Genomic DNA, 23,097 nt, shown 5'->3' with positions numbered 1-23,097 from the left:
GCCCCGGCCCCCGGCGCCGCCCCCGCCGACGACCCCTCCCGGCTGGCCGAGGCGCTGGCCGCCGACCCCGTCCTGCGGGCCCGGCTGGTCCGCGGCCTCGACCTGGCCCTGCTGCCGCCGGACACCCCGCTGCCGGGCGAGCCGCTGCCGCTCGGCTGACCGGCCCGCGCCGGACCGCCGGGGGCCGCGGCCCGGGCGCTGGTTAGGGTGGCCTCCGGTCCCGTACGAGGAAGTGAGCCCCCATGAGCGACCCCGGCCCCGGCGGCGACGCCGGCCCCGACTTCGACGCGATGACGCGCGACATCGCCGACGTCCCCGCCGTGGAGGTGATCACGACGGTGGCGGTGCACCTGATGAGCGCCGCGGCGGTCAAGCTCGGACTCGCCGAGGACGGCGCCGCGCACAAGGACCTGGACGAGGCCCGCAAGCTGATCACCGCGCTGGCCGGGCTGGTCACCGCCGGCGCGGGGGAGGTCGGCTCGTACCACGCGGCGCCGCTGCGGGACGGGCTGAAGTCGCTGCAGCTCGCCTTCCGCGAGGCGTCCGAGCACCCCGACGAACCGGGCCGGGGCCCCGGCGAGGCGTACACGGGCCCCGTCATCGGCTGAGCCCGCCCGTACCCGCCCACCGCACCGCCGCGCGGATGTGCGGTGTTTCCGCGGGCACTGGTATGCTGGACAGCGACCGGCCGGACGCACCATGCAGGAAAGAGGAGCGACCGGCCCGCAAGTGGAGGCTCCGATCTCCCACCTTCCGGCCCCCGGTCGGCGGGTCACCGGTCCGAAGCACCCCGCGGCACGCTCTGCGGCGGTGCTCCCCGGCAGGAGTCGCACTTGCGTCCCGTCCGGGGCTTTTTTCGTGCCCGCGCCGGGTGGTCGGCAGACAGCACGTTACGCGGTTGCCCGCCAGGCAGTCGCGTGGTGGAAATGAGGAGGCCACATCAGCGCCGAGCCCCGCATCAACGACCGGATTCGCGTCCCCGAGGTGCGACTTGTCGGCCCCAGCGGCGAGCAGGTGGGCATCGTCCCGCTCGCCAAGGCTCTGGAGCTTGCCCAGGAGTACGACCTCGACCTGGTCGAGGTGGCGGCGAACGCCCGTCCTCCGGTGTGCAAGCTGATGGACTACGGGAAGTTCAAGTACGAGTCGGCCATGAAGGCCCGTGAGGCGCGCAAGAACCAGGCGCACACGGTCATCAAGGAGATGAAGCTCCGGCCGAAGATCGACCCGCACGACTACGACACCAAGAAGGGTCACGTCGAGCGGTTCCTCAAGCAGGGGGACAAGGTCAAGATCACGATCATGTTCCGCGGTCGTGAGCAGTCCCGCCCCGAGCTGGGCCGGCGGCTGCTGCAGCGGCTTGCGGAGGACGTGCAGGAGCTGGGCTTCGTGGAGTCCAACCCCAAGCAGGACGGCCGCAACATGATCATGGTTCTCGGTCCGCACAAGAAGAAGACCGAGGCGATGGCCGAAGCCCGCGAGGCCCAGGCGGCCCGCAAGGCGGAGCGAAGGGGCGACGAGACCGCTCCCGCGGAGCGCGCCGAGGCCTGATCCCGGCACCCGACCCCGGGTCCGGCGAGTAGGACGAAGACAGTCCGACGCTTCCGCATGCCCGTTTGCGGGCGGCGGGAGCGCCGACGACGAGGAGTGAACGGCGAGATGCCGAAGAACAAGACCCACAGTGGTTCCAAGAAGCGCTTCCGCGTGACCGGCTCCGGCAAGGTGCTGCGTCAGCGTGCCAACCGGCGCCACTACCTGGAGCACAAGCCGTCGACTCTGACCCGGCGCCTCGCCGGCACGGTCGAACTGTCCAAGGCCGACGCGAAGAAGGCCAAGAAGCTGCTCGGCCGGTGAGCCGCCGCCCTGCCCCGGCAGGGCGCAGGACGACTCAGCAGACCGGGACCCAGCCGTTCCGGGTCGCGCAGCCGACGCGACCCAGCCCCAAGGAGTGAACAAGTGGCACGCGTCAAGCGGGCAATCAACGCCCAGAAGAAGCGCCGGGCGATCCTCGAGCAGGCCAGCGGTTACCGCGGCCAGCGCTCCCGCCTCTACCGCAAGGCGAAGGAGCAGGTCACCCACTCCCTCGTCTACAACTACAACGACCGCAAGAAGCGCAAGGGCGACTTCCGTCAGCTGTGGATCCAGCGGATCAACGCCGCTGCCCGTGCCAACGGCATCACCTACAACCGCTTCATCCAGGGCCTGAAGGCCGCGGGCGTCGAGGTGGACCGCAAGATGCTCGCCGAGCTGGCCGTGAACGACGCAGGTGCCTTCACCGCGCTCGTCGAGGTGGCCCAGAAGGCCCTGCCGAGCGACGTCAACGCGCCGAAGTCCGCCGCCTGAGCCGCCGCGCTCGCTCGGTACGCGTCAAGGACCCGCAGGCCCCGCCGGCCTGCGGGTCCTTGGATTTCCGTGCGGGCCCGCAGGTCGCGCGGGCCTCTCGCGGCCGCCGTCCTGCCGTACGAAAGGTCTCCCCACCGCCCATGGGCACCCCCGAGCCGATCTCGCCGCGCTCCGCCCGCGTCACCGCCGCCCGCAAGCTGCTCCGGCGCGCCGGGCGGGTCAAGGAGCGCCGGTTCCTCGCCGAGGGGCCGCAGGCCGTACGGGAGGCGGTGGCGTACGGGTCCGGCCCCGGCGGCGACGCCGGCCCGGCCCTCGTCGAGCTGTTCGCCACCCCCGAGGCCGCCGAGCGGCACCCGGAGATCGTCGGGTCGGCCCGGGAGGCGGGCGCCCGCGTGCACTCCGCCGCCGAGGAGGTCGTCGCCGGGCTCTCGCAGACCGTCACCCCGCAGGGCCTCGTCGGCGTCTGCCGCTTCCTCGACGTGCCCCTCGCGGACGTCACCGCCGCCCGCCCCCGTCTCGTCGCCGTCCTCGCGCACGTCCGCGACCCCGGCAACGCCGGCACCGTGCTGCGCTGCGCCGACGCCGCCGGGGCCGACGCCGTGGTGCTCACCGACGCCTCCGTCGACCCGTACAACCCCAAGGCCGTACGGGCCTCCGCCGGCAGCGTCTTCCACCTCCCCGTCGTCACCGGCCTGCCCGCCGCCGCGGCCGCCGCCGGGCTGCGCGCCGCCGGCGTGCGGCTGCTGGCCGCCGACGGGGCGGGGGAGCGGGACCTGGACGACGAGCTGGACGACGGCGGCCTCGCCGCCCCGACCGGCTGGATCTTCGGCAACGAGGCGTGGGGGCTGCCGGCCGAGACCAGGGCGCTCGCCGACGCCGTCGTGCGCGTCCCGATCCACGGCCGCGCCGAGAGCCTGAACCTCGCCACCGCCGCGGCCGTGTGCCTCTACGCCTCGGCCCGGGCCCACCGCCCGATCGGCGGGTGCCGCCCCGTCAGCGGGGCCAGGTAGGGTGACCGCCCTAGGCGACCGCGAGTCGACCGTACGGGCAGGCCAACGCCCGGTCTCTGGGAGGGGGTTCACGGGTGGAGAGCGCAGATGACGGGCCGGAGGCCGCCGACCTCCACTGTGCGCCCGACGATCTGCCGGACGGTCTCGTCGTGGCCGACGAGCGTGGTCGCGTGGTGTGCTTCAACGCCGCCGCCGTGCGGATCACCGCCCTGGAGCCGGCCGCCGTCCTCGGCCGCCCGCTGACCGAGGCGCTGCCCCTGGAGGACCTGAAGGGCCGCCGCTGGTGGCGGCTGATCGACCCGTACGGCGGCCTGGCCATCCGCACCGGCCACCCCGAGCGCAACCTGCTGCTGCCCGGCAACCGCGAGGTGCTGGTCGCCGCCCGCTACGTACGCGACGGCCGCACCGGCCCGGTGCGCAAGCTCATCGTCACCCTGCGCGGCACGGAGGCCCGGCGGCGCAGCGAGCGCAGCCACGCCGAGCTGATCGCCACCGTCGCGCACGAGCTGCGCTCCCCGCTGACGTCCGTGAAGGGCTTCACCGCCACGCTGCTGGCGAAGTGGGAGCGGTTCACCGACGACCAGAAGCGGCTGATGCTGGAGACCGTGCACGCCGACGCCAACCGCGTCACCCGGCTCATCGCCGAGCTGCTGGACATCTCCCGCATCGACTCCGGCCGGCTGGAGGTGCGCAAGCAGCGCGTCGACGTGGTCGCCGCGGTGCACCGGCACGTGGAGGCGCAGACCACCGCGGGCCAGGACCCGGCCCGCTTCCGCACCCTGGTGCGGCGGGAGCTGCCCGACCTGTGGGCCGACCCCGACAAGGTCGACCAGGTGCTGGGGAACCTGCTGGAAAATGCCGTGCGGCACGGCGAGGGACTTGTCACCATCGAGGTGGCACCCGCCACCCTCAACCACGGCAGGGAAGGCACCCAGGTCACCGTGAGCGACGAAGGCCCCGGCATCCCGGAGGAGTCGATGAGCCGCGTCTTCACCCGCTTCTGGCGGGGCAGCAAGCGCGGCGGCACCGGCCTGGGGCTGTACATCGTCAAGGGCATCGTGGAGGCCCACGGCGGGATCATCACCGTCGGCCGCGCCCCCGGCGGCGGCGCCCGGTTCCGATTTACCCTGCCCGTCGGCGCCCCGGCCCACCTCGCCTGAGCCGCGGCCTGGGGGGACCGCCCACGCGCGGCAGCGCGCTGTGGGGGAGCCCACGGGCCACACCCGCGTCCGCGCGCCCGTAGACTCGACCCCCGGCCCCTCGGCGACCCCGCTCGCCGACAAAGCCGCGGCCGCCGGGTCGGGGCGCAGCCAGCCAATCGGAAGTACGGGAAGAGATGTCGGCACCGAACAAGTCGTACGACCCTGTCGAGGTCCAGGCACTGAAACCGGAAGAGATCGACCGGGTGCGCGACGAGGCGCTCGCCGCCATCGCCGCGGCCGGCGACCTCGCAGCGCTTCGCGAGGTGAAGACCGCCCACGCCGGCGACCGCTCCCCGCTGGCGCTCGCCAACCGCGAGATCGGCGCCCTGCCGCCGCACGCCAAGGCGGACGCGGGCAAGCGCGTGGGCCGGGCGCGCGGCGAGGTGGGGCAGGCCCTGAAGCGGCGCCAGGAGGAGCTGGAGGCGGAGCGCGACGCCCGGGTGCTGGTCGAGGAGGCGGTGGACGTCACACTGCCGTACGACCGCACCCCCGGCGGCGCGCGGCACCCGCTGACCACGCTCTCCGAGCGCATCGAGGACATCTTCACGGCGATGAGCTGGGAGGTGGCCGAGGGCCCCGAGGTCGAGGCCGAGTGGTTCAACTTCGACGCGCTCAACATCGCGCCTGACCACCCCGCGCGCAGCGAACAGGACACCTTCTTCGTCCGCGGGCCGCAGCGCGACGGCGCGCCCGGGCGGGGGGACGACGACGAGACCGGCGTCGTGCTGCGCACCCACACCTCGCCGGTGCAGATCCGCTCCATGCTCGACCGCGAGCTGCCCGTGTACGTGATCTGCCCCGGCCGCGTCTACCGCACCGACGAGCTGGACGCCACCCACACCCCCGTCTTCATGCAGGTCGAGGGGCTGGCGGTGGACGAGGGCCTGACGATGGCCGACCTGAAGGGCACCCTCGACCACATGGTCTCCTCGCTCTTCGGCGAGGGCGTGCGGACCCGGCTGCGGCCGGACCACTTCCCGTTCACCGAGCCGTCCGCCGAGATGGACATGGTCTGCTTCGTCTGCCGCGGCGCGTCCGTCGGCAACCCGGACCGGCCCTGCCGCACCTGCGGCTCCGAGGGCTGGATCGAGCTGGGCGGCTGCGGCATGGTCAACCCGAAGGTGCTGGTCGCCTGCGGCATCGACCCGGAGCGCTACAGCGGGTTCGCCTTCGGGTTCGGGATCGAGCGGATGCTGATGTTCCGCCACAACGTCGAGGACATGCGAGACATGGTCGAGGGTGACGTGCGCTTCACCCGGCCGTTCGGGATGGAGATCTGATGCGAGTCCCGCTTTCGTGGCTGCGGGAGTACGTCGACCTGCCGGCCGGCGAGACCGGCCGCGGCGTCCAGGACCGGCTGATCAGCGCCGGCCTGGAGGTCGAGACCGTCGAGCGGCTGGGCGCGGACCTCAAGGGCCCGCTGGTCGTCGGCCGGGTGCTGGCGATCGAGGAGCTGACGGAGTTCAAGAAGCCGATCCGCTACTGCCAGGTCGACGTCGGCGACGCGAACACCACGGGTGACCCGCAGAACATCATCTGCGGCGCGGCCAACTTCGCCGTCGGCGACAAGGTCGTCGTCATCCTGCCCGGCGGCGAGCTGCCCGGCGGCTTCAAGGTCGACGCCCGGAAGACGTACGGCAGGGTCTCCGAGGGCATGATCTGCTCGGTGCGCGAGCTGGGCATCGGCGACGACCACGACGGCATCCTGGTGCTGCCGCCCGAGTACGAGCCGGGCACCGACGCGACCGAGCTGCTGGAGCTGAACGACGAGGTCCTGGACATCGCCGTCAACCCCGACCGCGGCTACGCGCTGTCCCTGCGCGGCGTCGCCCGCGAGACCGCCATCGCCTACGGCGTGCCGCTGCGCGACCCGGCGCTGCTCGACGTGCCCCCGCCGAACGACTACGGCTACGAGGTCAAGGTCGACGACCCGCGCGGCTGCGACCGCTTCACCGCCCGCGTCGTCACCGGCATCGACCCCGAGGCCCGCTCGCCGATCTGGCTGCAGCGCCGGCTGCAGAAGGCCGGCATGCGTCCGATCTCGCTCGCCGTGGACGTCACCAACTACGTGATGCTGGAGATCGGCCAGCCCCTGCACGCGTACGACCGCGCCCGGCTCGACGGCCCCCTCGGCGTGCGCCGGGCCGCGCCCGGCGAGAAGCTCACCACCCTGGACGGCGTCGAGCGCACCCTCCACCCGGAGGACCTGCTGATCACCGACGACCGCGGGCCCATCGGTCTGGCCGGGGTGATGGGCGGCGCCGACACCGAGATCGCCGAGGCCGAGGTCCGCGACCACCTGCTCGGCTCGGTGGCCGGCACCACCGAGATCGTGATCGAGGCCGCGCACTTCGACCCCGTCTCCATCGCCCGCACCTCGCGCCGCCACCGCCTCACCTCCGAGGCGTCCCGCCGCTTCGAGCGCGGCGTCGACCCGGAGGCCGGCCCCGCCGCGGCGCAGCGCACGGTGGACCTGCTGGTGCTGCTGGCCGGCGGCTCCGCCGAGGCGGGCGTGACCGAGGTCGTCGCGCCCAGCGGGCCGCGGACCGTGCGGATGCGGGTCGACCACCCGGACCGGGTCGCCGGCGTGCCGTACGGGCGCGAGGCCGTGGTGCGCCGACTGCAGGAGGTCGGCTGCGACGTCTACGGCGCCGACGAGCTGACCGTCACCGTGCCCACCTGGCGCCCCGACCTGGCCGCGCCGAACGACCTCGCCGAGGAGGTCATCCGGCTCGAAGGCTACGAGAACCTGCCGTCGACGCTGCCCCGGCCGCCAGCCGGCCGCGGCCTGACCGGCCGGCAGCGGCTGCACCGCCGGGCCGGCCGGGCGCTGGCCGGCGCCGGCTACGTCGAGGTGCTGAACTACCCGTTCGTCGGCGAGGCGGCCCTCGACGCGCTCGGCCTGGACCCCGACGACGCCCGCCGCCGTACCGTCACCCTGGTCAACCCGATCAGCGACGAGGAGCCGGGCCTGCGCACCACGCTGCTGCCCGGCCTGCTCGCCGCGCTCCGCCGCAACCACGGCCGCGGCACCGCCGACCTGGCGCTCTTCGAGACCGGGCTGGTCTTCCGGCCGTCGGGCTGGGAGTCCGAGCCGGCCCGGCTGCCCGTCGACCGGCGCCCCACCGACGAGGAGATCGCCTCCCTGAACGCCGCCCTGCCCAAGCAGCCGCGCCGCGCCGCCGCCGTCCTCGCCGGCGCCCGCGAGCGGGCCGGCTGGTGGGGCCCCGGCCGCCCGGCGGACTGGGCAGACGCGGTCGAGGCGGCCCGTACCGTGGCCGCGGCGGCGGGCGTGGAGCTGGCGACCGAGGCCGACCAGCACGCGCCGTGGCACCCCGGCCGCTGCGCGGCCCTGTTCGCGGTCGTGGACGGCGAACGACGAGTCGTCGGCCACGCCGGCGAGCTGCACCCGCGGGTGGTCAAGGCACTGCAGCTGCCGGAGCGCACCTGCGCCATGGAGGTCTCGCTCGACCTGCTGGAGATCGCGGGCGGCGGCCCGGTGCAGGCACCGCACGTATCCACGTACCCGGTGGCGACGCAGGACGTGGCGCTGGTCGTGGCCGCGGACGTGCCGGCGGCGAAGGTCGCCGACGCCCTGCGCGCGGGCGCGGGCGAGCTGCTGGAGTCGGTGCGGCTGTTCGACGTCTTCACCGGCGAGCAGGTCGGCGAGGGCCGCAAGTCCCTCGCCTACGCACTGCGCTTCCGCGCCCCGGACCGCACACTGACGGCCGAGGAAGCGGGCGCAGCCCGCGACGCGGCGGTGGCGCGGGCGGCGGAGGAGGCGGGGGCGGTGCTGCGGGGGGCGTGACGGGCGGGCGCGGCACGGCGGTACGGGGCCCGTACCGCCGTGCGGGGGCTGTGTCGGCGCCCTGGCCGCTTGGGTGCGGTGTGCGGTCCCCGCCCCCTCGGTGAAGGTGAACTCGTAGCATGGCGTCAAGAGTTGGACGTGGCACACGAGGATGTTCGGTGGTGGAAATGTCCGAATCTCCATTTGTTGCTCAGGACGGCGGCCCCGCTGGATAAACGCCCAGGTCAGCGAGACTGCTCCCCGCGCACGCGGGGATGGACCCGGGTCGGGCCAGTCGTCGTCTCCCTGCTGACGCTGCTCCCCGCGCACGCGGGGATGGACCCTCCCAGTCCCGCGCTGCGGCGTGGGACGTGTGCTGCTCCCCGCGCACGCGGGGATGGACCTCCGGCAGACCCTTGGTGATCTCCACTACCAGGCTGCTCCCCGCGCACGCGGGGATGGACCCCGCTGGTCGGCGAGGGCGTTGCGGTAGTCGTCGCTGCTCCCCGCGCACGCGGGGATGGACCCCCCACGGGCCTCTTCTTCAACCACGCACCCCACTGCTCCCCGCGCACGCGGGGATGGACCCAACGGCGTCACAGACCTCGACGTCGGCGGCTACTGCTCCCCGCGCACGCGGGGATGGACCCCTCGCCGGAGAGCAGCCGGTACGGCTCGCCGACTGCTCCCCGCGCACGCGGGGATGGACCCTGGGTGTTCCCCGGGCACGCCTACGACGCCGTCTGCTCCCCGCGCACGCGGGGATGGACCCTGACCATGTATTCGATCTTCGTCAACTTCATGCTGCTCCCCGCGCACGCGGGGATGGACCCCACGAAACGATCATGCAGGCCGGGCACGACGTCTGCTCCCCGCGCACGCGGGGATGGACCCAGCGTCAGGCCGACGCTGAACGCCGCGAGCGGCTGCTCCCCGCGCACGCGGGGATGGACCCCGCGCGGACGCCTACAAGGACTACCCGGGCGGCTGCTCCCCGCCCACGCGGGGATGGACCCGAACTCGCCGCCGCCGACCTCGACGACCTCACCTGCTCCCCGCGCACGCGGGGATGGACCCCTCACCGCCACGACCCCGTTCGCCATCGCCCACTGCTCCCCGCGCACGCGGCGATGGACCCTACCTCGGCGCCGACACCTCCCTGATCGCGGTCTGCTCCTCGCGCACGCGGGGACGGCCCCCGCCACAGACATGGCGGGGGCCGGTCACTCAGGGCGGGTGGGGGCGCCGTTCACCCGTGGTGCTTGGCGAACTCCACGAGTCCGGCGAACCCCTCACGGGTCAGGGTCAGGCGCGGGCCGTTCGGGTCCTTGCTGTCACGGACCATCACTACGCCGGGGAGGTTGTCGGCGACCTCGATACATGCCGACTCGGCTTCATTGCTGTAGCTCGACTTGTGCCAGTTCGGTTCGGCGTTGCTCACTGGTCGTTCTCCTCGTAGCTGTCAAGGATGTGCCGCATCAGGTCCTGGCTCCGCTGGCGATTCAGAGCCTCGCTGCTGAGCTGATCATAGGTGCGCTGCATGCGTGCCACTTCCGCCGGTTCCTCGTAGAGTCGTCCGGTGAATGCGGCCTCAGCGTACGCACACCGGGTGCCGTCGGGTAGATCCAGCACTGTGATCACGCCGGTGGGGCTCGGTGCGGTGAACGGCAGCACCTGAATCAACACGTTATCCCTGTCGGACAGGTCGAGCAGGTGCCCCAACTGCTCTTTGTGAGTTTTGGCGTCTCCCATGGCGCGACGCAGCCCCGCCTCGTCGATCACGACGTTGAGCCACATCGGGTTGACTTCGCGTGTCACCACTTCCTGGCGCTCTATGCGGCTGCGAAGCCCGTTGTCCACGTTGCTGCTGCTGGAGTGGGTAACCAGCATGAGGGCTCGCGCATATGCGCGAGTCTGCATGAGGCCGGGCACTATCGGGGCGAACTCGTGCACCGCGTGAGCGGTGACGAGACGCTCGACGAACAACTGTGCATAGTCGCGGATGGCCTTGCGCGCGATCATCCTCGCCAGGTCGGCCAGATACGGCGTGGTGCCGAGGACCTCGTCGAGGAACTCGGCCAACGCCACGTTGGGAGCCTCGGTTCCGCACTCAATCTGTGAGATGCGGGAGGGGGCGACACGCACCTGGTCCGCCAAGTCCTTCTGCCGGGTCCATCCCTTCGAGATCCTGGCCCGTTCCACCATCTTCCCCAGGAACATTTCCAGGCTCTCTGAGGGGTCGATCTGCTTGCGTGCTGGCATGTGCCCCTGTCATTCCTCGGCATCGTGCATATGAAGTCTCCGTCTTCATACCCATCTGTCTAGCGGAGCCTACTGCCAACGATCCACGCTGATAGCCCAGTTAGAAGAGGGTGACAACGTTGGCCGTTCCCAAGCACGCGTCCTGCCGCGCCACACGGGTCGCCTGGTTCCGTGTCGACCACGAACCAGCGCCCACCCCCGTAGGAGGTGACTCCGCGTGAACTCGCGCATGTTCCCCCGCAGCGCGGCAGCCGTCGGCCGCGCGAGAGCGTTCGTGGCCGGCTGTATCGGCGGATGTGCCGCCGAGCAGGCCGACGACATCCGTGTGTGTGTCTCCGAACTCGTGACCAACGCCCTCCAGCACACCCCGACCGGTCGTCGCTTCCTCGTACGGGTCGTCCTCAACGAGAGCGTGGTGCGCATCGAGGTGCACGACGCCAGCAGCGACACCCCGCACCTGTGCACGCCCGCGGATACCGACGATCGCGGGCGCGGCCTGCACCTGGTCGACGCCCTCGCCGACGACTGGGGCGTCAGCGACCGCACCGGCCCCGGCAAGGTCGTATGGGTCACGTTCAAGATCCGGACCGCCGCGGAGGTCACGTGTGAGCGGCACATCCCGTGACAGCCGGACCCGGATTCACCTCGGCGCTCAGCGACGCGACGTGGCTCGACGTGACGCACGCTGTGCCGGTCGCCTGGCTACTGATCGGGCACTCCGGCCCCCTGCGCCCAGAAGAGACGCACACGAGCGTCGAGGCCGGTCTGCTCGCCATGGCCGGCGCGGTGGGACTCGCCCCCGCGGCCGGGTAGGTGCCGGACATCGGCGACCGCCTGCTCATCGAGGGCGGCACGGCCACCCTCGACTACGCGCACCCCACCTACTGCTTACGGCTGCCCCCGTCCGCAAGCTCCGTGGCGCGAGCACTTCGCCCGCCGCGGCCCCGGATGCGTCGTCGTCGGCCTCGACCCGCTACCGCTTGGGTTCGGTCCCGACGCTGTCCAGCCGTACCTCGACCACACGGGCACGCGCATTCGCGCACTTCTTGGCGCGGTCACCGTGCGAATGCGCCAGCGACCGGCATACGCCACGCCAGCGCCCACCGCGCTGCCGCCATGACCCGCCCCGGGCTGCCTCAGTCCTTGCCCGCCCCCCGGACGGTCACCTGTGACGCCACGGGACCGTTGCCAGCCGACTTCGACCGCATCGTGTCCCTCGTGGCGCTGCCCCTGAGCGGCCCTGGCCCTCGCACCGTGCCCCGCCCGGAAGTAGCAGCTCCGAGCAGTAGCGCGCCCGGCGACGGCGCGGACCGGGGCGGCGGCCTGGTCGGCCTGCGCCTTGAGGCGGTCGAGGCCGGCAGCGGGCGCCGCTCATGCCAGGTCAGGCGGGGCTGGAGCGCCGCGGGCGCGGAGGTGCGCCGGTTCTGACTACTTCTGTCACGGGCGCTTGAATGGCCCGGCATGACGGTGGGAGTTGCCTGCCGCAGCTTTTAATGCTGCGCTTTCATGGTTGCATGTTCGGTGCTGACGGTTCATTATGTTGCCGTGCGGCGTTGCTCGTTGGAGTGCGCGGGACCTATCGGGGCTGAGCTGAGGGGTGAAGGCATGGATCCGTTGGCCGTAGTGATGGTGCTGTGCGCATCACTAGTGTGGTTGATCAAGCGATTGAACTTATCCGTGCGATGTGATGGCTGCGGGAAGGGGAGGGGGCTCCGGCTCGTGTTCCGTCGGCGGTGAGTCCACAGCCGGCGGGTACGGCAGTCGCGCCACTGAGCTTTTGCACGGGACGCGACTGCCGGACTCGACATCCCCGCGTGCGCGGGGAGCACTGAGAAGCCGCGCTTTCATGGGGACCATCCCCGCGTGCGCGGGGAGCAGGGCTGTCCACAGGGCTTCTCTGCCTGCCAAGGAGCAGGCGGTGACAGGATAACGGTGGGAACCCCGCGGCACCTTCCCCCGGCTCGTCCGCTCAGCGGGCGTACCGGCGGCGCTTGGCGGCCGTGCTCCAGCCCTGGCGGGGTGGGCGGGTGGCGGGGGCGGGGCCGGTAGGCCCTTCGGTGGGGCGGCGGATGAGGGTGACGCCCTCGTGGTCCTCCGGCTGCCAGTGGTGGTCGCGGGTCTCGAAGGTGTAGCCCTGCTCGGTGTCGGTGGTGTATGTCAGCAGGGCACGGCCCTCGTGTGCGTACTCGTCCACCGCCGCCCAGAGCGCGCTTCGGATACGGGCCGACGGGCTGCCGACGAAGACGCCGGGGGAGACTTCGAGCAGCCAGCGGGTGAGGAAGCCCCGCAGCCCGACGGGGCAGTTGGAGAGGACGATCACCGTCACCAGATCAGCCCCTCGCCGAGGTTGGCACCGGACTCCACTTCTTCGCCGCGGTCGGACTGGAGCATGACCCGGTCGCGCTGCGGGGCGTCGCCCTCCTCGGCGGAGCCGACCTCCGTCCCGGGGGTGAGCAGCGTCTTCACGTCGTGGACGCAGCGCTCCAGCAGCCCGGCGGCGTGCACGCGGTCGCGTAGCGCGCGGCGCACGCGCGGGCCGATGTCCTCCTCGCTCTCCGCGGCGGTCTCGAAGGCGACCGGGATGCCGATCTCCGTCTTGTAGAGGTCCGCGATGTCCAGGGCGAAGGACAGCTCATGTCCGGAGTGCACGAAGCCCAGCCCGGGGATGCAGCCCAGCGCCGCGACCACGTTCTGCGCGATGCCGTACATGCACTGCCCGGCGGCCGTGACGGCCTGGTTCGGGGCGTCGCCGGAGGCGAAGTCGCCCTGGGCGTAGCGGCGTCCGCGCCAGCGGATGCCGGTACGGGCCGCCTCGGTGCGGTAGCACGCTTTGACGCGGTCGCCCTCCTTGCCGAGCAGCTCGCGGCGGCTGCGGCCGGCCGGGTCGTCGTCGGGGAACCGGAGAGCGTACATCGAGCGGGCGACCTCCAGCCGCGTCCGCGGGTTGGCCCACAGTCGTGCCTGGGCCTCGGCCAGCGCCGCGGAGCGGGAGAGCGCCCGGCCGCCGGCGTAGTAGCGCACGCCGTGCTCTCCGACCCACACGATGCCGACGCCGCTCTCTCCCAGGAGCCGGACGGCCTGTTGGGAGATCTTCGTGCCCGGTCCGAGCAGCAGCGTGCCGATGGTCGCGGACGGGAGGTGGCGTACGCCGTCGCCGTCGGCGGCGGTGATCGCGTTGTCGGCGCAGTGGATGACGGCGCGCTCCAGGTAGACGAAGGACAACCGGTCGCCGATCCGGGTGAGTTCGCGTGGTGAGGACGCGCCGCGCCTGCTGACGGTGGTCATCGGCTACTCCTGCGGGGCCAGGGTGAGCAGTCCGCAGCCGTACGCCTTGCCCCGGCCGATGCCCTGGGTGAGGGCGTGCCGCAGAGCGGCGGGGTCGGTGATCTCCAGTCGGCCGCTGAAGACGGTGGTGACCAGGGTGACCGGGCCGCCGCGCGAGCCGCTTCCCTTCCGGCCTGCGGGCGGCGGCGCCGGGTCGCCGGGGCGTTTGCGGAAGGAGAGGTCGCGGCGGCCGTGGACGACCACGGCGTACCGGTGCAGCGGGTCCTCAGCGTCCGGCGCCGCTCCCGGCAGCAGCTCGAAGCCGTGCTTTTCCTGTTGTTTCAGCAGCCAGCCGAGCTGGTGGCGCGGGGAGACGTGCGCTGTGCGCTTGGTCGGCTCACCGTCCTTGCGGCGGATGGAGTGGACCGGGTTGGCGGCCAGCCGGAACGACCAGCGGTCGCCCTTGGCGAGGCGGCGCAGGAACGGCTGGTAGTGCCGGGTCTCCCAGCCGGGTGCCTCGGGCGTGGCCAGCGTGGGCCAGCCGGCCTGCTCCACCAGGGCCGTGAGGTCGGGACGGTCGGGGCCGACGAGGTAGACCTGCACGTCGGTACGGTCACCGTGGTCCAGGCGCCAGAGGATGCGGGGCCGGGCTTCGGGGTCGACGGGCAGGCCGGGGAAGCCGGCGAGCAGCGCCGCGTGCAGGCGCTGCGGTGAGGACAGCAGGTAGCGGGCTCCGGCGCGCGCGGTGTTGACGCGGAAGCGCGTGAGGTACATCAGTCGCTCTCCAGCAGCGGCATCGGGTCGTGCTCCGGGACTACCGGGACCTCGACCGGCCGCGGTACGGCGTCGCTCCGCACCGACCGGCGGGCGTACCGGCGGTGGCGCGGGTCGAAGCTGAGCGGCTGGTCGGCCACGATGTCGCCGGGTGGGTCCCCGGGCGCGGAGTCCAGCAGCACCGGTAGCCGGTCCGGGGCGGTGCGGGCGGTCTGTTCCCGATACCAGGCCGAAGCCAGCCACGGGTGCTCCCGCAACGCCGCCTCCAGCCCCGTGTCGTGCCGGACGCCCAGGTCGAGCCGCCGTGCGGGCGGGCAGGCGCGGCGGCCGAGAAACGGCAGGAAGTGCGGCGCACGTACCGCCGTGTGCAGCTCCTCGATCAGCGTCCGGTCGCCCTCGACCGCGGCCAGGAACACGGCGTCGGCGAGGTAGAAGCGCTCGGTGACCGGCATCGCCTTGCCGCTGACCTGGTGGTGCGCGGTGTGGAAGTCCCGCACACGCGTGCCGGGCTGATCGACGCGTACGCCGAAGCGCAGCGCGGCGAGATCCGACAGGTCGGCGGTGCGGGGGCGGCCCAGGGCGGCGGCGAGGAGCCCGAGCACTCCGCTCTTGGTCGGCGCCGACTCCGTGGAGCGCCGCGCGAAGCGCGAGGCGGCGCCCCAGGACTGGAGCGGCCCGGCGAGCTGGAGCAGCAGCACACTCACTGCCTGCCGCCCTGCCGCTCCGCGACCGCCGCACCGATGTTCGCCACCAGCTCGTCCAGGGTGACCCGCGTGCCGGTCTCGGCGAGCTTGGCGGTGTTGCGGCCGGCGGTGACCACCCAGGTCGCCAGGGCCTCTTCACCGAACTCCCGCTCCACGTCGGCGATCTGTTCGGCCAGACGCTCGCTGGCCTGCCGGACGTGGCCGCTGCCCGACTCGGCCATCGTCGGCTCTTCGAACGCCCCCACGAAGTTGACCGGTCGGCTGTCGCGCAGCTTCACCACCACGGCGTCCGGAGGGATGTGGTGGGCGAAGGTGTTGATCTTGCCGGTGGGCAGGGAGGAGACGAAGCCGCGGACGAACGCTTCTACCGCCCGGCGCACGGGCGTGGCCCGGTCGGCGTCCTCGTCCACACCCTGGCCGAGGTTGTCGGCGAGCCGGTCCACATCCAGGGCGGCGTAGCGGTACAGCGTCGCGGAGTTGAACTCGACGGTGCCGATCATCCCGGCGCCGGTCTCGTCCGCCTCGTTCTCGTCGTCCACCGCCGTGTAGTAGTCCGACTCGTTCTCCACCGCATGGACGCTGAGTGCGTGCGCGACCTGGGCGGCGGCGTCCACGTTGATGTCGGCTCCGTCGGCGACCATCCGGCCGAAGAGGGCGATGTCGACGGAGTGGCGGGTGTCGGCGATCTCCCGGGCGCGCTCCTTGTTCTCCTTGGCCTTCAGGAACCCGCCGATGTCCGCACGGCCCTCGGTCGCCAGCTCCGCCAGCCCGCGCCGCTGCTGGGCGCTGAGGAACATCAGGTACTGGGACTCGGGCGGCAGCGGTTTCGCCTCCTCGGCTGCCTCGGCGGATTCCCTGTCCTTCTTGGGCTTCTTGCGCTCGGGGACGGCGAGCTTGGCACCGGTACCGGCCTCCACCACGGCCGTGGCCAGCTTCCATGACTCCTCGGGGGTGACCTCCGGCTGAAGCTCGCGGATCGTCTCGCCGATCAGCTCGGCGACCTTCTTCGTGCGCACGCCCAGCTCGGCCGGGTCCAGCAGCTGGCCGAACGCCGTGCGGGTGGCGCGCTTCCACGCCTGGCTGGACACCCGGGAACGGCGCACCCCGCCGTAGACGGCGGACTTGGGCGTGCCGGTGTCGTCCCGGTTCAGGTTGCTCGGCGGGACCGTCTGGAGGACATGGATGTCAACGATCGTACGGCTCACGGGTGTTCCTCACTGTCATGCCCGGCGGCGGGTGAACCGGCTGCGTCGGTGGGATGCTCGTCCCCGTTGTCCTTACGCGGACGCCAAGAGTGGAACTCACGGCCCCACTCCTGGCGGACCCGCAGACGCCGGGTGGGATCGAGGGCTTCTTCGATCTGGTCGGCGAGCCGGACGTAGTCCAGGGGCTCGCCCGCGCCGCGCAGCAGCAGGACCAACTCCCGCAGCCGGTAGGCCAGCACGTTCGACGACGTGGCCCCGGCGACCCGGACGAAACGACGGCGCAGCGTCTCGTCGATCTCGCCCTGCGGCATCAGTGCGCGAACGGCGCCGCCGAACCGCCGGCCGGGAACGTGCATCCGGTCGGTGCGCTTGGACTGCTGATGCAGCGCGTACAGGGTGACCGCCAGGTGAACGGCGGTGGGGCCGTGTTTGCAGCCCGGCTCCCGGCCCCCCGCCGGGTAGAGCGCATCCATGTCGATCAGGCCGAACAGCTCTGGGACCTCTTCCGGCGCCTTCCCCGCGCCACGCCGGAGCTGGGCAAGCCGGGCAACGGCCCATGCCTCGTCGTTCGACACATAGCCGCGCTGGAGAGGCTCCAGGCACGCCTGTACCGTACGGCCGACGAGCCTCGGTTCGTACACGTCCCGCCGCGCGGCGGTGGGCGGGGGGCTGCTGGTGGTCATGGCGTGGGCTCCTCTGGTCGGCTTGGTGGCGGGGCGTCGCCGGCCGGGCCGGGTGGGGGACCGTCGTCCTCCGGCGCCAGAACGCGCCTGCGCAGCTCTGTGTGGAATCCGCGTTCCACGCTCGCGGAGTTCAGCCAGTACGTGCCGCCCTTCGCGGTCGGCCGCACGCGGCCTTCCCAGGCGGCCTCGCCGGCGGACTCGACCAGCTCCGTGCCGAGCGCGCGCACCCGGTCGTACGCGGTGCGGCGCCAGCTCTCCAACCGCTCCCCGGTATCCGCGCCGGACCTGAGCGCTGCCAGCCACCGGAGAAAGGGGCCCTCCAGCTCGCCGAAGCCCCGGTCGCGGGCCTCCGCCCGCGGCGTCGCCTGCTCGGCACCCGCGGCCTCGGCGAGGCCCGCGGCGAGGTTGCCCAGCAGCCAGACGGCGGTCTCGGCGAGTTGTACGGCCCGTACCGCCGTGTCCCGCAGCCTGCTGCCCTGCTGTGAGAGCAGCGCGACGGACAGGCTCAGGCTGTCGTCCACCACATCGGCGACCACCGACTGCTGGGTGCCGTACTCGCAGCCCAGCACCCGCACCCCGAGCAGGTGGTCCCGGCCCAGCGCGTCGCTCTCCTCCGCCATGCGGCCCAGCCACTCCAGCACGCGAGGCGTGAGGCCCTGCGCCGCGCCCCTGCCGGCGGCACTCTGCGCCGCCTCGGGCGGATAGCCGGTGATCAGCGAGGCCAGACCCCGCCAGGCGGCGCGGGCCGGATCATGGGTGCGCGGGAGGTAGACCGGGCTGGTCCGCAGCTTCTTCTCCTGCTGCGCGCTGCGCCGCCAGCCGGTCATCGGCTCGCAGCCGTGCATGTTCCGGTAGGGAAGCGGGTCCCCGTAGGCGAGGACCACGCCGTATGCCTCACGGCCGTCATGGTGCAGCCGCACCCGCCTGGCGGGCCAGGTGTACAGGCCGCGTGGCCCGTACGGCCCGGCCTCCGGCTCGGGCAGGGGAGCCGCCCCGTGCGGCTGCGGACGGCGCCAGACCGGCAGGTCCTCGTCATCGTGCCGCAGCAGGTCGTCGTCCTCGCGGGGGATCAGGTTCAGCAGGAGCGTCTCGCGCAGGGTGTCCCCCTCCGCAAGGACGCCGCCGAGCATCCCGGCCGAACCGACGCCCTGCGGATAGACCTTGCCCGCCTTGAGCCGCGGGTCGCCCACGGCACCGGTCTTGATGCCCGAGACATCCCAGGCGTGCGTGTGCACCACCCAGCGGGCCGCCTCGGCGAAGGACAACCGCTGTGCGCCGTGCGCCCGCATGGTGAGGAAGCGGTCGTTGTTGGGGACGTCCGCCACGATCCGGTCCAGGGAGAAGACCTCGTCCTTCGCCGTCCGCAGGTCTGCCACCTGGAAGAAGGGGCGCTCCGGGTGCAGCAGGTCGAACCGCTCCCGGTGCTCTGACAGGTACGCCACAACCTGCTCGGCCGGGAAGCCCTCCGGGCCCGCCTGCCACAGCTCCGCCCACGCCTCCCGCGTCGGCGGCCCGCCGTCCAGCGCGTCGTACAGCACCGCCAGCAGCAGCCGGACCAGGGCGAACTCCTGGGTGGGCAGGTCCCCCGGGACCCGCCGGACGTCGTCGGCCCGCTCGAACACCTCGGTCAGCGACAGGTCCTTCTCCACGCCGTCGCGCAGCAGCACCGGCAGCCACGGCTGCGTGGTCAGGTCGAAGGACGGCGTCACGTCGTCGGTGAGGACGGGTTCCTGGGCGTCAGGGGACACGGGTCACCTCAAGACCGTCGTCGGGCGAGTAGTGCAGTGCGAAGCCTGCCAGAGAGCACCGACACTCCTCGTCCAGCGCCAGGAGCAGCTGCCCGGCCAGCCAGTGGCAGTCGCGCCCCTGCCACGCGTCGATGTACAGCTCCTCCAGCTCCGCCACCGCACGGTCCGCGGTCGCATGGCTGAACTGGCGCGGCAGCCGCAGCGCGCTGGCCGCGACCGCCCGGGCGCGGTGCCGGTCCGGCGGGGCATCGGCGGGCAGCTCCAGCCCGCCGCGCCGCCGTTCGCGTTCGTCCGGCGGCAGCCACGGGAGAGTGCGCAGCATCCCGTCGGCGGTGCGCTGGACGACGAGTACCTCCAGGTTGTCCGTGGCATCGCGTACCTGCTGCTGTCCGGCCGGGGTGTCATCCGCGTCGCCCACACCCGCGTCGATCCAGCCCAGCAGGGACCGCCCCGGCGCCTTGGGGGCGGCGAGCCGGTACGTCCTGGCCTTCTTCTTCTGCCGGGCCCGCCGTGCCTCGTCGGACTTCTCCGCCGCGGCCAGGGAGTCCTGCCAGCCCGCCGGGCCCACGGGGGCGGCGCCGTACGCGTCCTGCACCAACGGGGAGATGTCCGCCGGGAGCCGTACCGGCCGGCCCCCGTCCGCCAGGTGCGGCCGGAGCACCGCCGCGGCGCGCAGCAGCGGCCAGGCCCCGTACACCGCCGCCGACCCGCGGACCGGGACGGGAGGCGGCCCGTCAGGGGCGGTCGACGTCCCGACTTGGTCGCCCGGTTCATCCGGGTCGCCCGGTTCATCCGGGTCGTCCGGCTCATCCGGCTCGTCCGGTTCGACGCCGGTGACCAGGCAGCGGGCGGTCCGCAGCCGCGGTGGACGCTCCCGCTCGTGGCGGTGCAGACGGCCCATCCGCTGGAGGACGAGGTCCACCGGGGCCAGGTCCGTGACCAGGAGATCGAAGTCCACGTCCAGCGACTGCTCGGCGACCTGACTGGCCACCACGATGTGCGCGGTCTCCGGCCGTCGTCCGGAACAGGTCTCCGGCGGCCCGAAGCGCTCGCGGAGGTCGGTGTCCTTGGCAGCGCGGTCCAGGTCCACGAAGCGCGCGTGAGCGACCGTCACCGCCTCCGCGCCGAAGCGCGCCCGCAGGACGGCCGCGGTGTCCCGCACGCGGTCCACCGTGTTGCGGACGACCAGAGCGCAGCCGCCACCGCCGAGTTCCCTGGCCAGACGTTCGGCGAGGACCTCCGGGCCGTCCGCCAACGCCTCGACGGCCACCTGCGTGGCGCGTCCCGAGGCCGCCGGCGCGCGCTCAATCGCCCTACCGCCCGGTGAGACGGCCGTCAGCAGCGGGTACGCGTGCGAGGAGTCGTCCGTCCGCGGCGGCTCCCGAGACGCCTTATACGCCTGCGCGCCCGCGTACGCGCGGGCCAGCTCCCGCCGACGCGCCGCAGGGAGCGTCGCGGAGAGCACCACGACCGGCACCCGGTAGGCGCCCAGCCAGGCCAGTGCGGCGTCCAGATAGGTGTCCATGTACGCGTCGTACGCGTGCGCCTCATCGATCACGACCACCTTTCCGGCGAGCGCGAGGTGGCGCAGCGCGAGATGGCGGGACTTCAGCGCGCCGAAGAGGAGCTGGTCGATCGTGCCCGCGGCGAAGGAGGAGAGCATCCCCTTCTTCCGGCCGCGCAGCCACTGGTGTGCGACCAGTTCCGCGGTGTGCACGACGTGCCCGTCCACGCGACGCGATCCCCTCGTCCGCGGGTCGTCCGCCTCCACGGCCAACGGGCGGGAAGCAGCGCCCATCAGCGCGGTGTAGTGCGGATTGAGCGCGGACTTGGCATGGGCCAGGAACACGGAGTGCGCGCCACGCTCCCGGTCCTCATCAGGCAGCCGCCCCAGCCAGTCCCGGAGCCGCGGGAACATCGCGTCACCCGTCGCCCTGGTCGGCAGCGCGAAGAAGCACCCGCCCGCGCCCGATCGCGCGGCGAACACCTCCGCCACCGCCAGCGCCGCCTCCGTCTTCCCCTCACCCATCGGGGCCTCGACGATCAGCAGACCCGGCTCGGGCAGTTCGCGAGCCAGCTCCACCGCCGCGGCCTGCACCGGACGTATCTGCGCACCGGGCGGGAGGGCGAACCGGGTGCCGTAGTGGTCGTCTGCCTCTGCCGGGGGGTCCACTGCCCGCCAGGGAGCGGGGAGTTCGAGCCCGCGCCAGGCCGCCTCGACCCGCTCGGCGGAGGTCTGCCCTTGCGCGTCGGGGAAGTAGGGGAAGAGATCGGAGTTGCTTGCGATCCAGTCGGCGACGATGACCGTCGCGGACAGCAGCACCTGAACGGTTTGGGGAAGCCGTACGTCCCTCCAGGCCACCAACCGGTCCCGCACCCCGCACGCCACGGCAGCGGCGTCCAGCAACTCCGTCTGGACGCCCCGCCACACGGCCTCGGACACCCCGCGCGTACGTAACAGTTCGCTCCTACCACGGAGCTGTCTGACCTGCCCGGCGTCCGGAGGTACCCCGTGGTGCCCGCCGACGATCACGGTGAACTGCCCGCGCGCGTCCTTCGCGAACCCGCCGCGCGCCTCCAGCCACTCGTCCAGGAGCATCTGCCCGGCCAGGCCGTGCGGTGCCGCGCTGCGCTCGGTGAGCAATCGGCGGGTCGGCATCGCAAGCCCGTGGTCGTGCATGATGGCGGCGAGATCCTCCACCTGGCAGGCGAAGGCCGGCGTGGCTTTGCCGATGTCGTGCACCGTTGCCAGCCACACGGCTACAAGCCGCGCGTCCGCCTCCCCACCTGGCAGAGCGTCGGCCACGGACCGCCGCACCTGACGGGGCAACCAATCGTCCCAGAGGCGCCCGGCCACGGCACCGCTGTCCGCCATGTGCCGCCACAGCGGCAGCCACGCACCGCTTTTGCCGCCCTCGCGCTGGTCGGACTTCGCCCAGACGGTTCGGGCGGGCGAGGACAGTCGCTCACCGATACGTGCCGGGTCCGGCGGCCTGCCGTTCATGCCGTGCATTAGACCCGGTGATGAGATGATGCATGGCCTCGTTAAATGATTCTGTCTGATAATTAATGTTTGTGATCGGAGTCTTGTGGTTTTGCTTCGTCGCGGCTGTTGCTCCCCTGTCGGTGCCCGACGGCCCCTCACGCTTCCGGCTTACCCGGCTGGCGCCCCGATGGGCGTACGCTGAGCTGTGCCTGATGCGATGCGTGCTGTCCCGGCTGGATCGAGTGGTTGAAATGTTCGAATCCCCGTTAGTTGCTCAGAACGGCCTCACCCCTCGATAAACACCCAGGTCAGCGAGCCTGCTCCCCGCGCACGCGGGGATGGACCCCAGAAACCGCGGTGCGGCGCCCCTCCCTTCCCCTGCTCCCCGCGCACGCGGGGATGGACCCTCTTCGGGCGCGGATAGGTGCCCACGAGCATTCTGCTCCCCGCGCACGCGGGGATGGACCCTCCCACGGCCCGCTGTTCACGTCGAAGTCCCGCTGCTCCCCGCGCACGCGGGGATGGACCCCACTCCCCGGAGTCCCCAGCGGACCGGCCGAACTGCTCCCCGCGCACGCGGGGATGGACCCCCTGGCCTCGGACAAGCCCACGCTGCGCGACGCTGCTCCCCGCGCACGCGGGGATGGACTTTCCATGGCCGCCGTCATGCCGGCGCACTGCTCGCGCGCATGGCACCGCGGCGCTGGTCGACATCGGCGCCGTGGTGATCGACACTCGTCCGAGACCACCCCGTAAGTCAGAATGCACTCATCCCCACACCGGAGGTTCCATGCCCAAGGGCTACTGGGTCAGCGTCTACCGCACCATTTCGGATCCCGAGAAGCTGGCCGCTTACAACGAGCTGGCCCGCCTGGCCGTCGAGCCCGGGGGCGGCCGCACCCTCGTCCGTGGCGGTCGGGTCGCGGCGTATGACGCCGGAATCGCCGAGCGCACCGTCGTGGTCGAGTTCGACAGCTTCGAGCAGGCCGTCGCGGTGCGCGAGAGCGCGGCCTACCAGGAGGCGCTGGCCGCCCTCTCCGACGGCGTCGAGCGCGACTTCCGCATCGTCGAAGGCGTCGACTGACAGTGAGGATGTGGCGTGGTGACGCTGCGGGTGGGTCTGACCCTCCGA

At 72.5% G+C, this 23,097-nt stretch carries 21 protein-coding genes, 1 pseudogene and 2 CRISPR repeat arrays; of the genes and pseudogenes, 12 read left to right on the top strand and 10 right to left on the bottom strand.

Annotation, left to right across the window (positions count from 1 at the left end; genetic code table 11):
- The 9 genes and pseudogenes from ABD317_RS14725 to pheT all read left to right on the top strand — a co-directional run.
- Positions 1-159: pseudogene (locus ABD317_RS14725) on the top strand (SseB family protein); the annotation flags it as partial.
- A gap of 83 nt (positions 160-242) precedes the next feature.
- Positions 243-608 carry a DUF1844 domain-containing protein gene (locus ABD317_RS14720; protein WP_027757133.1) on the top strand — a complete coding sequence of 122 codons (366 nt, stop codon included), beginning with the start codon at positions 243-245 and terminating at the stop codon, positions 606-608.
- A gap of 331 nt (positions 609-939) precedes the next feature.
- Positions 940-1,548 (top strand): translation initiation factor IF-3, encoded by a 609-nt coding sequence (gene infC, locus ABD317_RS14715; RefSeq protein ID WP_078627963.1) that lies wholly within the window; start codon positions 940-942, stop codon positions 1,546-1,548.
- Between the two features lie 108 nt (positions 1,549-1,656).
- Entirely contained in the window at positions 1,657-1,851 is a 195-nt protein-coding gene (gene rpmI / locus ABD317_RS14710) for a 50S ribosomal protein L35 (RefSeq protein ID WP_027757135.1), read from the top strand.
- Positions 1,852-1,953: 102 nt separating this feature from the next.
- Complete coding sequence (rplT, locus tag ABD317_RS14705) at positions 1,954-2,340, top strand: 50S ribosomal protein L20 (protein ID WP_027757136.1); 387 nt, start codon at positions 1,954-1,956, stop codon at positions 2,338-2,340.
- A gap of 140 nt (positions 2,341-2,480) precedes the next feature.
- Positions 2,481-3,350 (top strand): TrmH family RNA methyltransferase, encoded by an 870-nt coding sequence (locus tag ABD317_RS14700; RefSeq protein ID WP_344290437.1) that lies wholly within the window; start codon positions 2,481-2,483, stop codon positions 3,348-3,350.
- Between the two features lie 74 nt (positions 3,351-3,424).
- Complete coding sequence (locus ABD317_RS14695) at positions 3,425-4,510, top strand: sensor histidine kinase (RefSeq protein WP_344290436.1); 1,086 nt, start codon at positions 3,425-3,427, stop codon at positions 4,508-4,510.
- A gap of 176 nt (positions 4,511-4,686) precedes the next feature.
- Complete coding sequence (pheS, locus tag ABD317_RS14690) at positions 4,687-5,832, top strand: phenylalanine--tRNA ligase subunit alpha (protein ID WP_344290435.1); 1,146 nt, start codon at positions 4,687-4,689, stop codon at positions 5,830-5,832.
- Positions 5,832-8,360 (top strand): phenylalanine--tRNA ligase subunit beta, encoded by a 2,529-nt coding sequence (gene pheT, locus ABD317_RS14685; protein ID WP_344290434.1) that lies wholly within the window; start codon positions 5,832-5,834, stop codon positions 8,358-8,360. Before pheS ends, pheT begins: the two co-directional genes overlap by 1 nt.
- A gap of 233 nt (positions 8,361-8,593) precedes the next feature.
- A CRISPR array of direct repeats spans positions 8,594-9,538; the repeat unit is 29 nt; unit sequence CTGCTCCCCGCGCACGCGGGGATGGACCC.
- A 50-nt stretch (positions 9,539-9,588) separates the two neighbouring features.
- On the opposite strand, the gene ABD317_RS14680 is transcribed toward pheT, so the two are convergent.
- Both ABD317_RS14680 and ABD317_RS14675 read right to left on the bottom strand, forming a co-directional pair.
- Complete coding sequence (locus tag ABD317_RS14680; RefSeq protein WP_344290433.1) at positions 9,589-9,780, bottom strand: DUF397 domain-containing protein; 192 nt, start codon at positions 9,778-9,780, stop codon at positions 9,589-9,591.
- Positions 9,777-10,601: a helix-turn-helix domain-containing protein gene (locus ABD317_RS14675; RefSeq protein ID WP_344290432.1), complete on the bottom strand. Its 825-nt coding sequence runs from the start codon at positions 10,599-10,601 to the stop codon at positions 9,777-9,779. Before ABD317_RS14675 ends, ABD317_RS14680 begins: the two co-directional genes overlap by 4 nt.
- A 229-nt stretch (positions 10,602-10,830) precedes the next feature.
- On the opposite strand from ABD317_RS14675, the gene ABD317_RS14670 reads away from it, so the two are divergent.
- On the top strand, positions 10,831-11,226 hold the full coding sequence (locus ABD317_RS14670; RefSeq protein ID WP_344290439.1) for an ATP-binding protein: 396 nt from the start codon (positions 10,831-10,833) through the stop codon (positions 11,224-11,226).
- The gene (locus tag ABD317_RS14665; protein WP_344290431.1) at positions 11,223-11,414 is read left to right on the top strand and encodes a hypothetical protein; all 192 of its coding nucleotides are present in this window, start codon (positions 11,223-11,225) and stop codon (positions 11,412-11,414) included. Before ABD317_RS14670 ends, ABD317_RS14665 begins: the two co-directional genes overlap by 4 nt.
- Positions 11,415-12,570: 1,156 nt before the next feature.
- Here the strand turns inward: ABD317_RS14665 and cas2e are convergent.
- Genes cas2e through cas3 form a run of 8 tightly spaced genes read right to left on the bottom strand, consistent with a single transcriptional unit; the run spans position 12,571 to position 21,983 of the window.
- Entirely contained in the window at positions 12,571-12,927 is a 357-nt protein-coding gene (cas2e, locus tag ABD317_RS14660) for a type I-E CRISPR-associated endoribonuclease Cas2e (protein ID WP_344290430.1), read from the bottom strand.
- Entirely contained in the window at positions 12,924-13,886 is a 963-nt protein-coding gene (cas1e, locus tag ABD317_RS14655) for a type I-E CRISPR-associated endonuclease Cas1e (RefSeq protein ID WP_344290429.1), read from the bottom strand. The genes cas2e and cas1e overlap by 4 nt, the downstream gene beginning before the upstream one ends.
- Before the next feature lie 3 nt (positions 13,887-13,889).
- Positions 13,890-14,639 carry a type I-E CRISPR-associated protein Cas6/Cse3/CasE gene (gene cas6e, locus ABD317_RS14650; protein WP_344290428.1) on the bottom strand — a complete coding sequence of 250 codons (750 nt, stop codon included), beginning with the start codon at positions 14,637-14,639 and terminating at the stop codon, positions 13,890-13,892.
- Positions 14,639-15,343, bottom strand: coding sequence for a type I-E CRISPR-associated protein Cas5/CasD (cas5e, locus tag ABD317_RS14645; protein WP_344290426.1), 705 nt, complete (start codon positions 15,341-15,343; stop codon positions 14,639-14,641). The genes cas6e and cas5e overlap by 1 nt, the downstream gene beginning before the upstream one ends.
- Positions 15,340-16,548, bottom strand: coding sequence for a type I-E CRISPR-associated protein Cas7/Cse4/CasC (gene cas7e, locus ABD317_RS14640; protein ID WP_344290425.1), 1,209 nt, complete (start codon positions 16,546-16,548; stop codon positions 15,340-15,342). The genes cas5e and cas7e overlap by 4 nt, the downstream gene beginning before the upstream one ends.
- Positions 16,545-17,231: a type I-E CRISPR-associated protein Cse2/CasB gene (casB, locus tag ABD317_RS14635; protein ID WP_344290424.1), complete on the bottom strand. Its 687-nt coding sequence runs from the start codon at positions 17,229-17,231 to the stop codon at positions 16,545-16,547. The genes cas7e and casB overlap by 4 nt, the downstream gene beginning before the upstream one ends.
- The gene (casA, locus tag ABD317_RS14630; protein WP_344290423.1) at positions 17,228-18,979 is read right to left on the bottom strand and encodes a type I-E CRISPR-associated protein Cse1/CasA; all 1,752 of its coding nucleotides are present in this window, start codon (positions 18,977-18,979) and stop codon (positions 17,228-17,230) included. The genes casB and casA overlap by 4 nt, the downstream gene beginning before the upstream one ends.
- Positions 18,969-21,983, bottom strand: a complete 3,015-nt coding sequence (cas3, locus tag ABD317_RS14625) for a CRISPR-associated helicase Cas3' (protein WP_344290422.1) — start codon at positions 21,981-21,983, stop codon at positions 18,969-18,971. Before cas3 ends, casA begins: the two co-directional genes overlap by 11 nt.
- A 299-nt stretch (positions 21,984-22,282) precedes the next feature.
- A CRISPR array of direct repeats spans positions 22,283-22,616; the repeat unit is 29 nt; unit sequence CTGCTCCCCGCGCACGCGGGGATGGACCC.
- A gap of 139 nt (positions 22,617-22,755) precedes the next feature.
- Here cas3 and ABD317_RS14620 point away from each other — a divergent pair.
- Complete coding sequence (locus ABD317_RS14620; protein ID WP_344290421.1) at positions 22,756-23,049, top strand: DUF1330 domain-containing protein; 294 nt, start codon at positions 22,756-22,758, stop codon at positions 23,047-23,049.
- The last annotated feature ends 48 nt before the right edge of the window (positions 23,050-23,097 follow it).

Origin of the sequence: Streptomyces synnematoformans (assembly GCF_039531005.1) — a bacterium.
In the GTDB taxonomy this organism is placed as follows: Bacteria; Actinomycetota; Actinomycetes; order Streptomycetales; family Streptomycetaceae; genus Streptomyces; species Streptomyces synnematoformans.
This window is presented reverse-complemented; position numbering and strand designations above follow the sequence as displayed.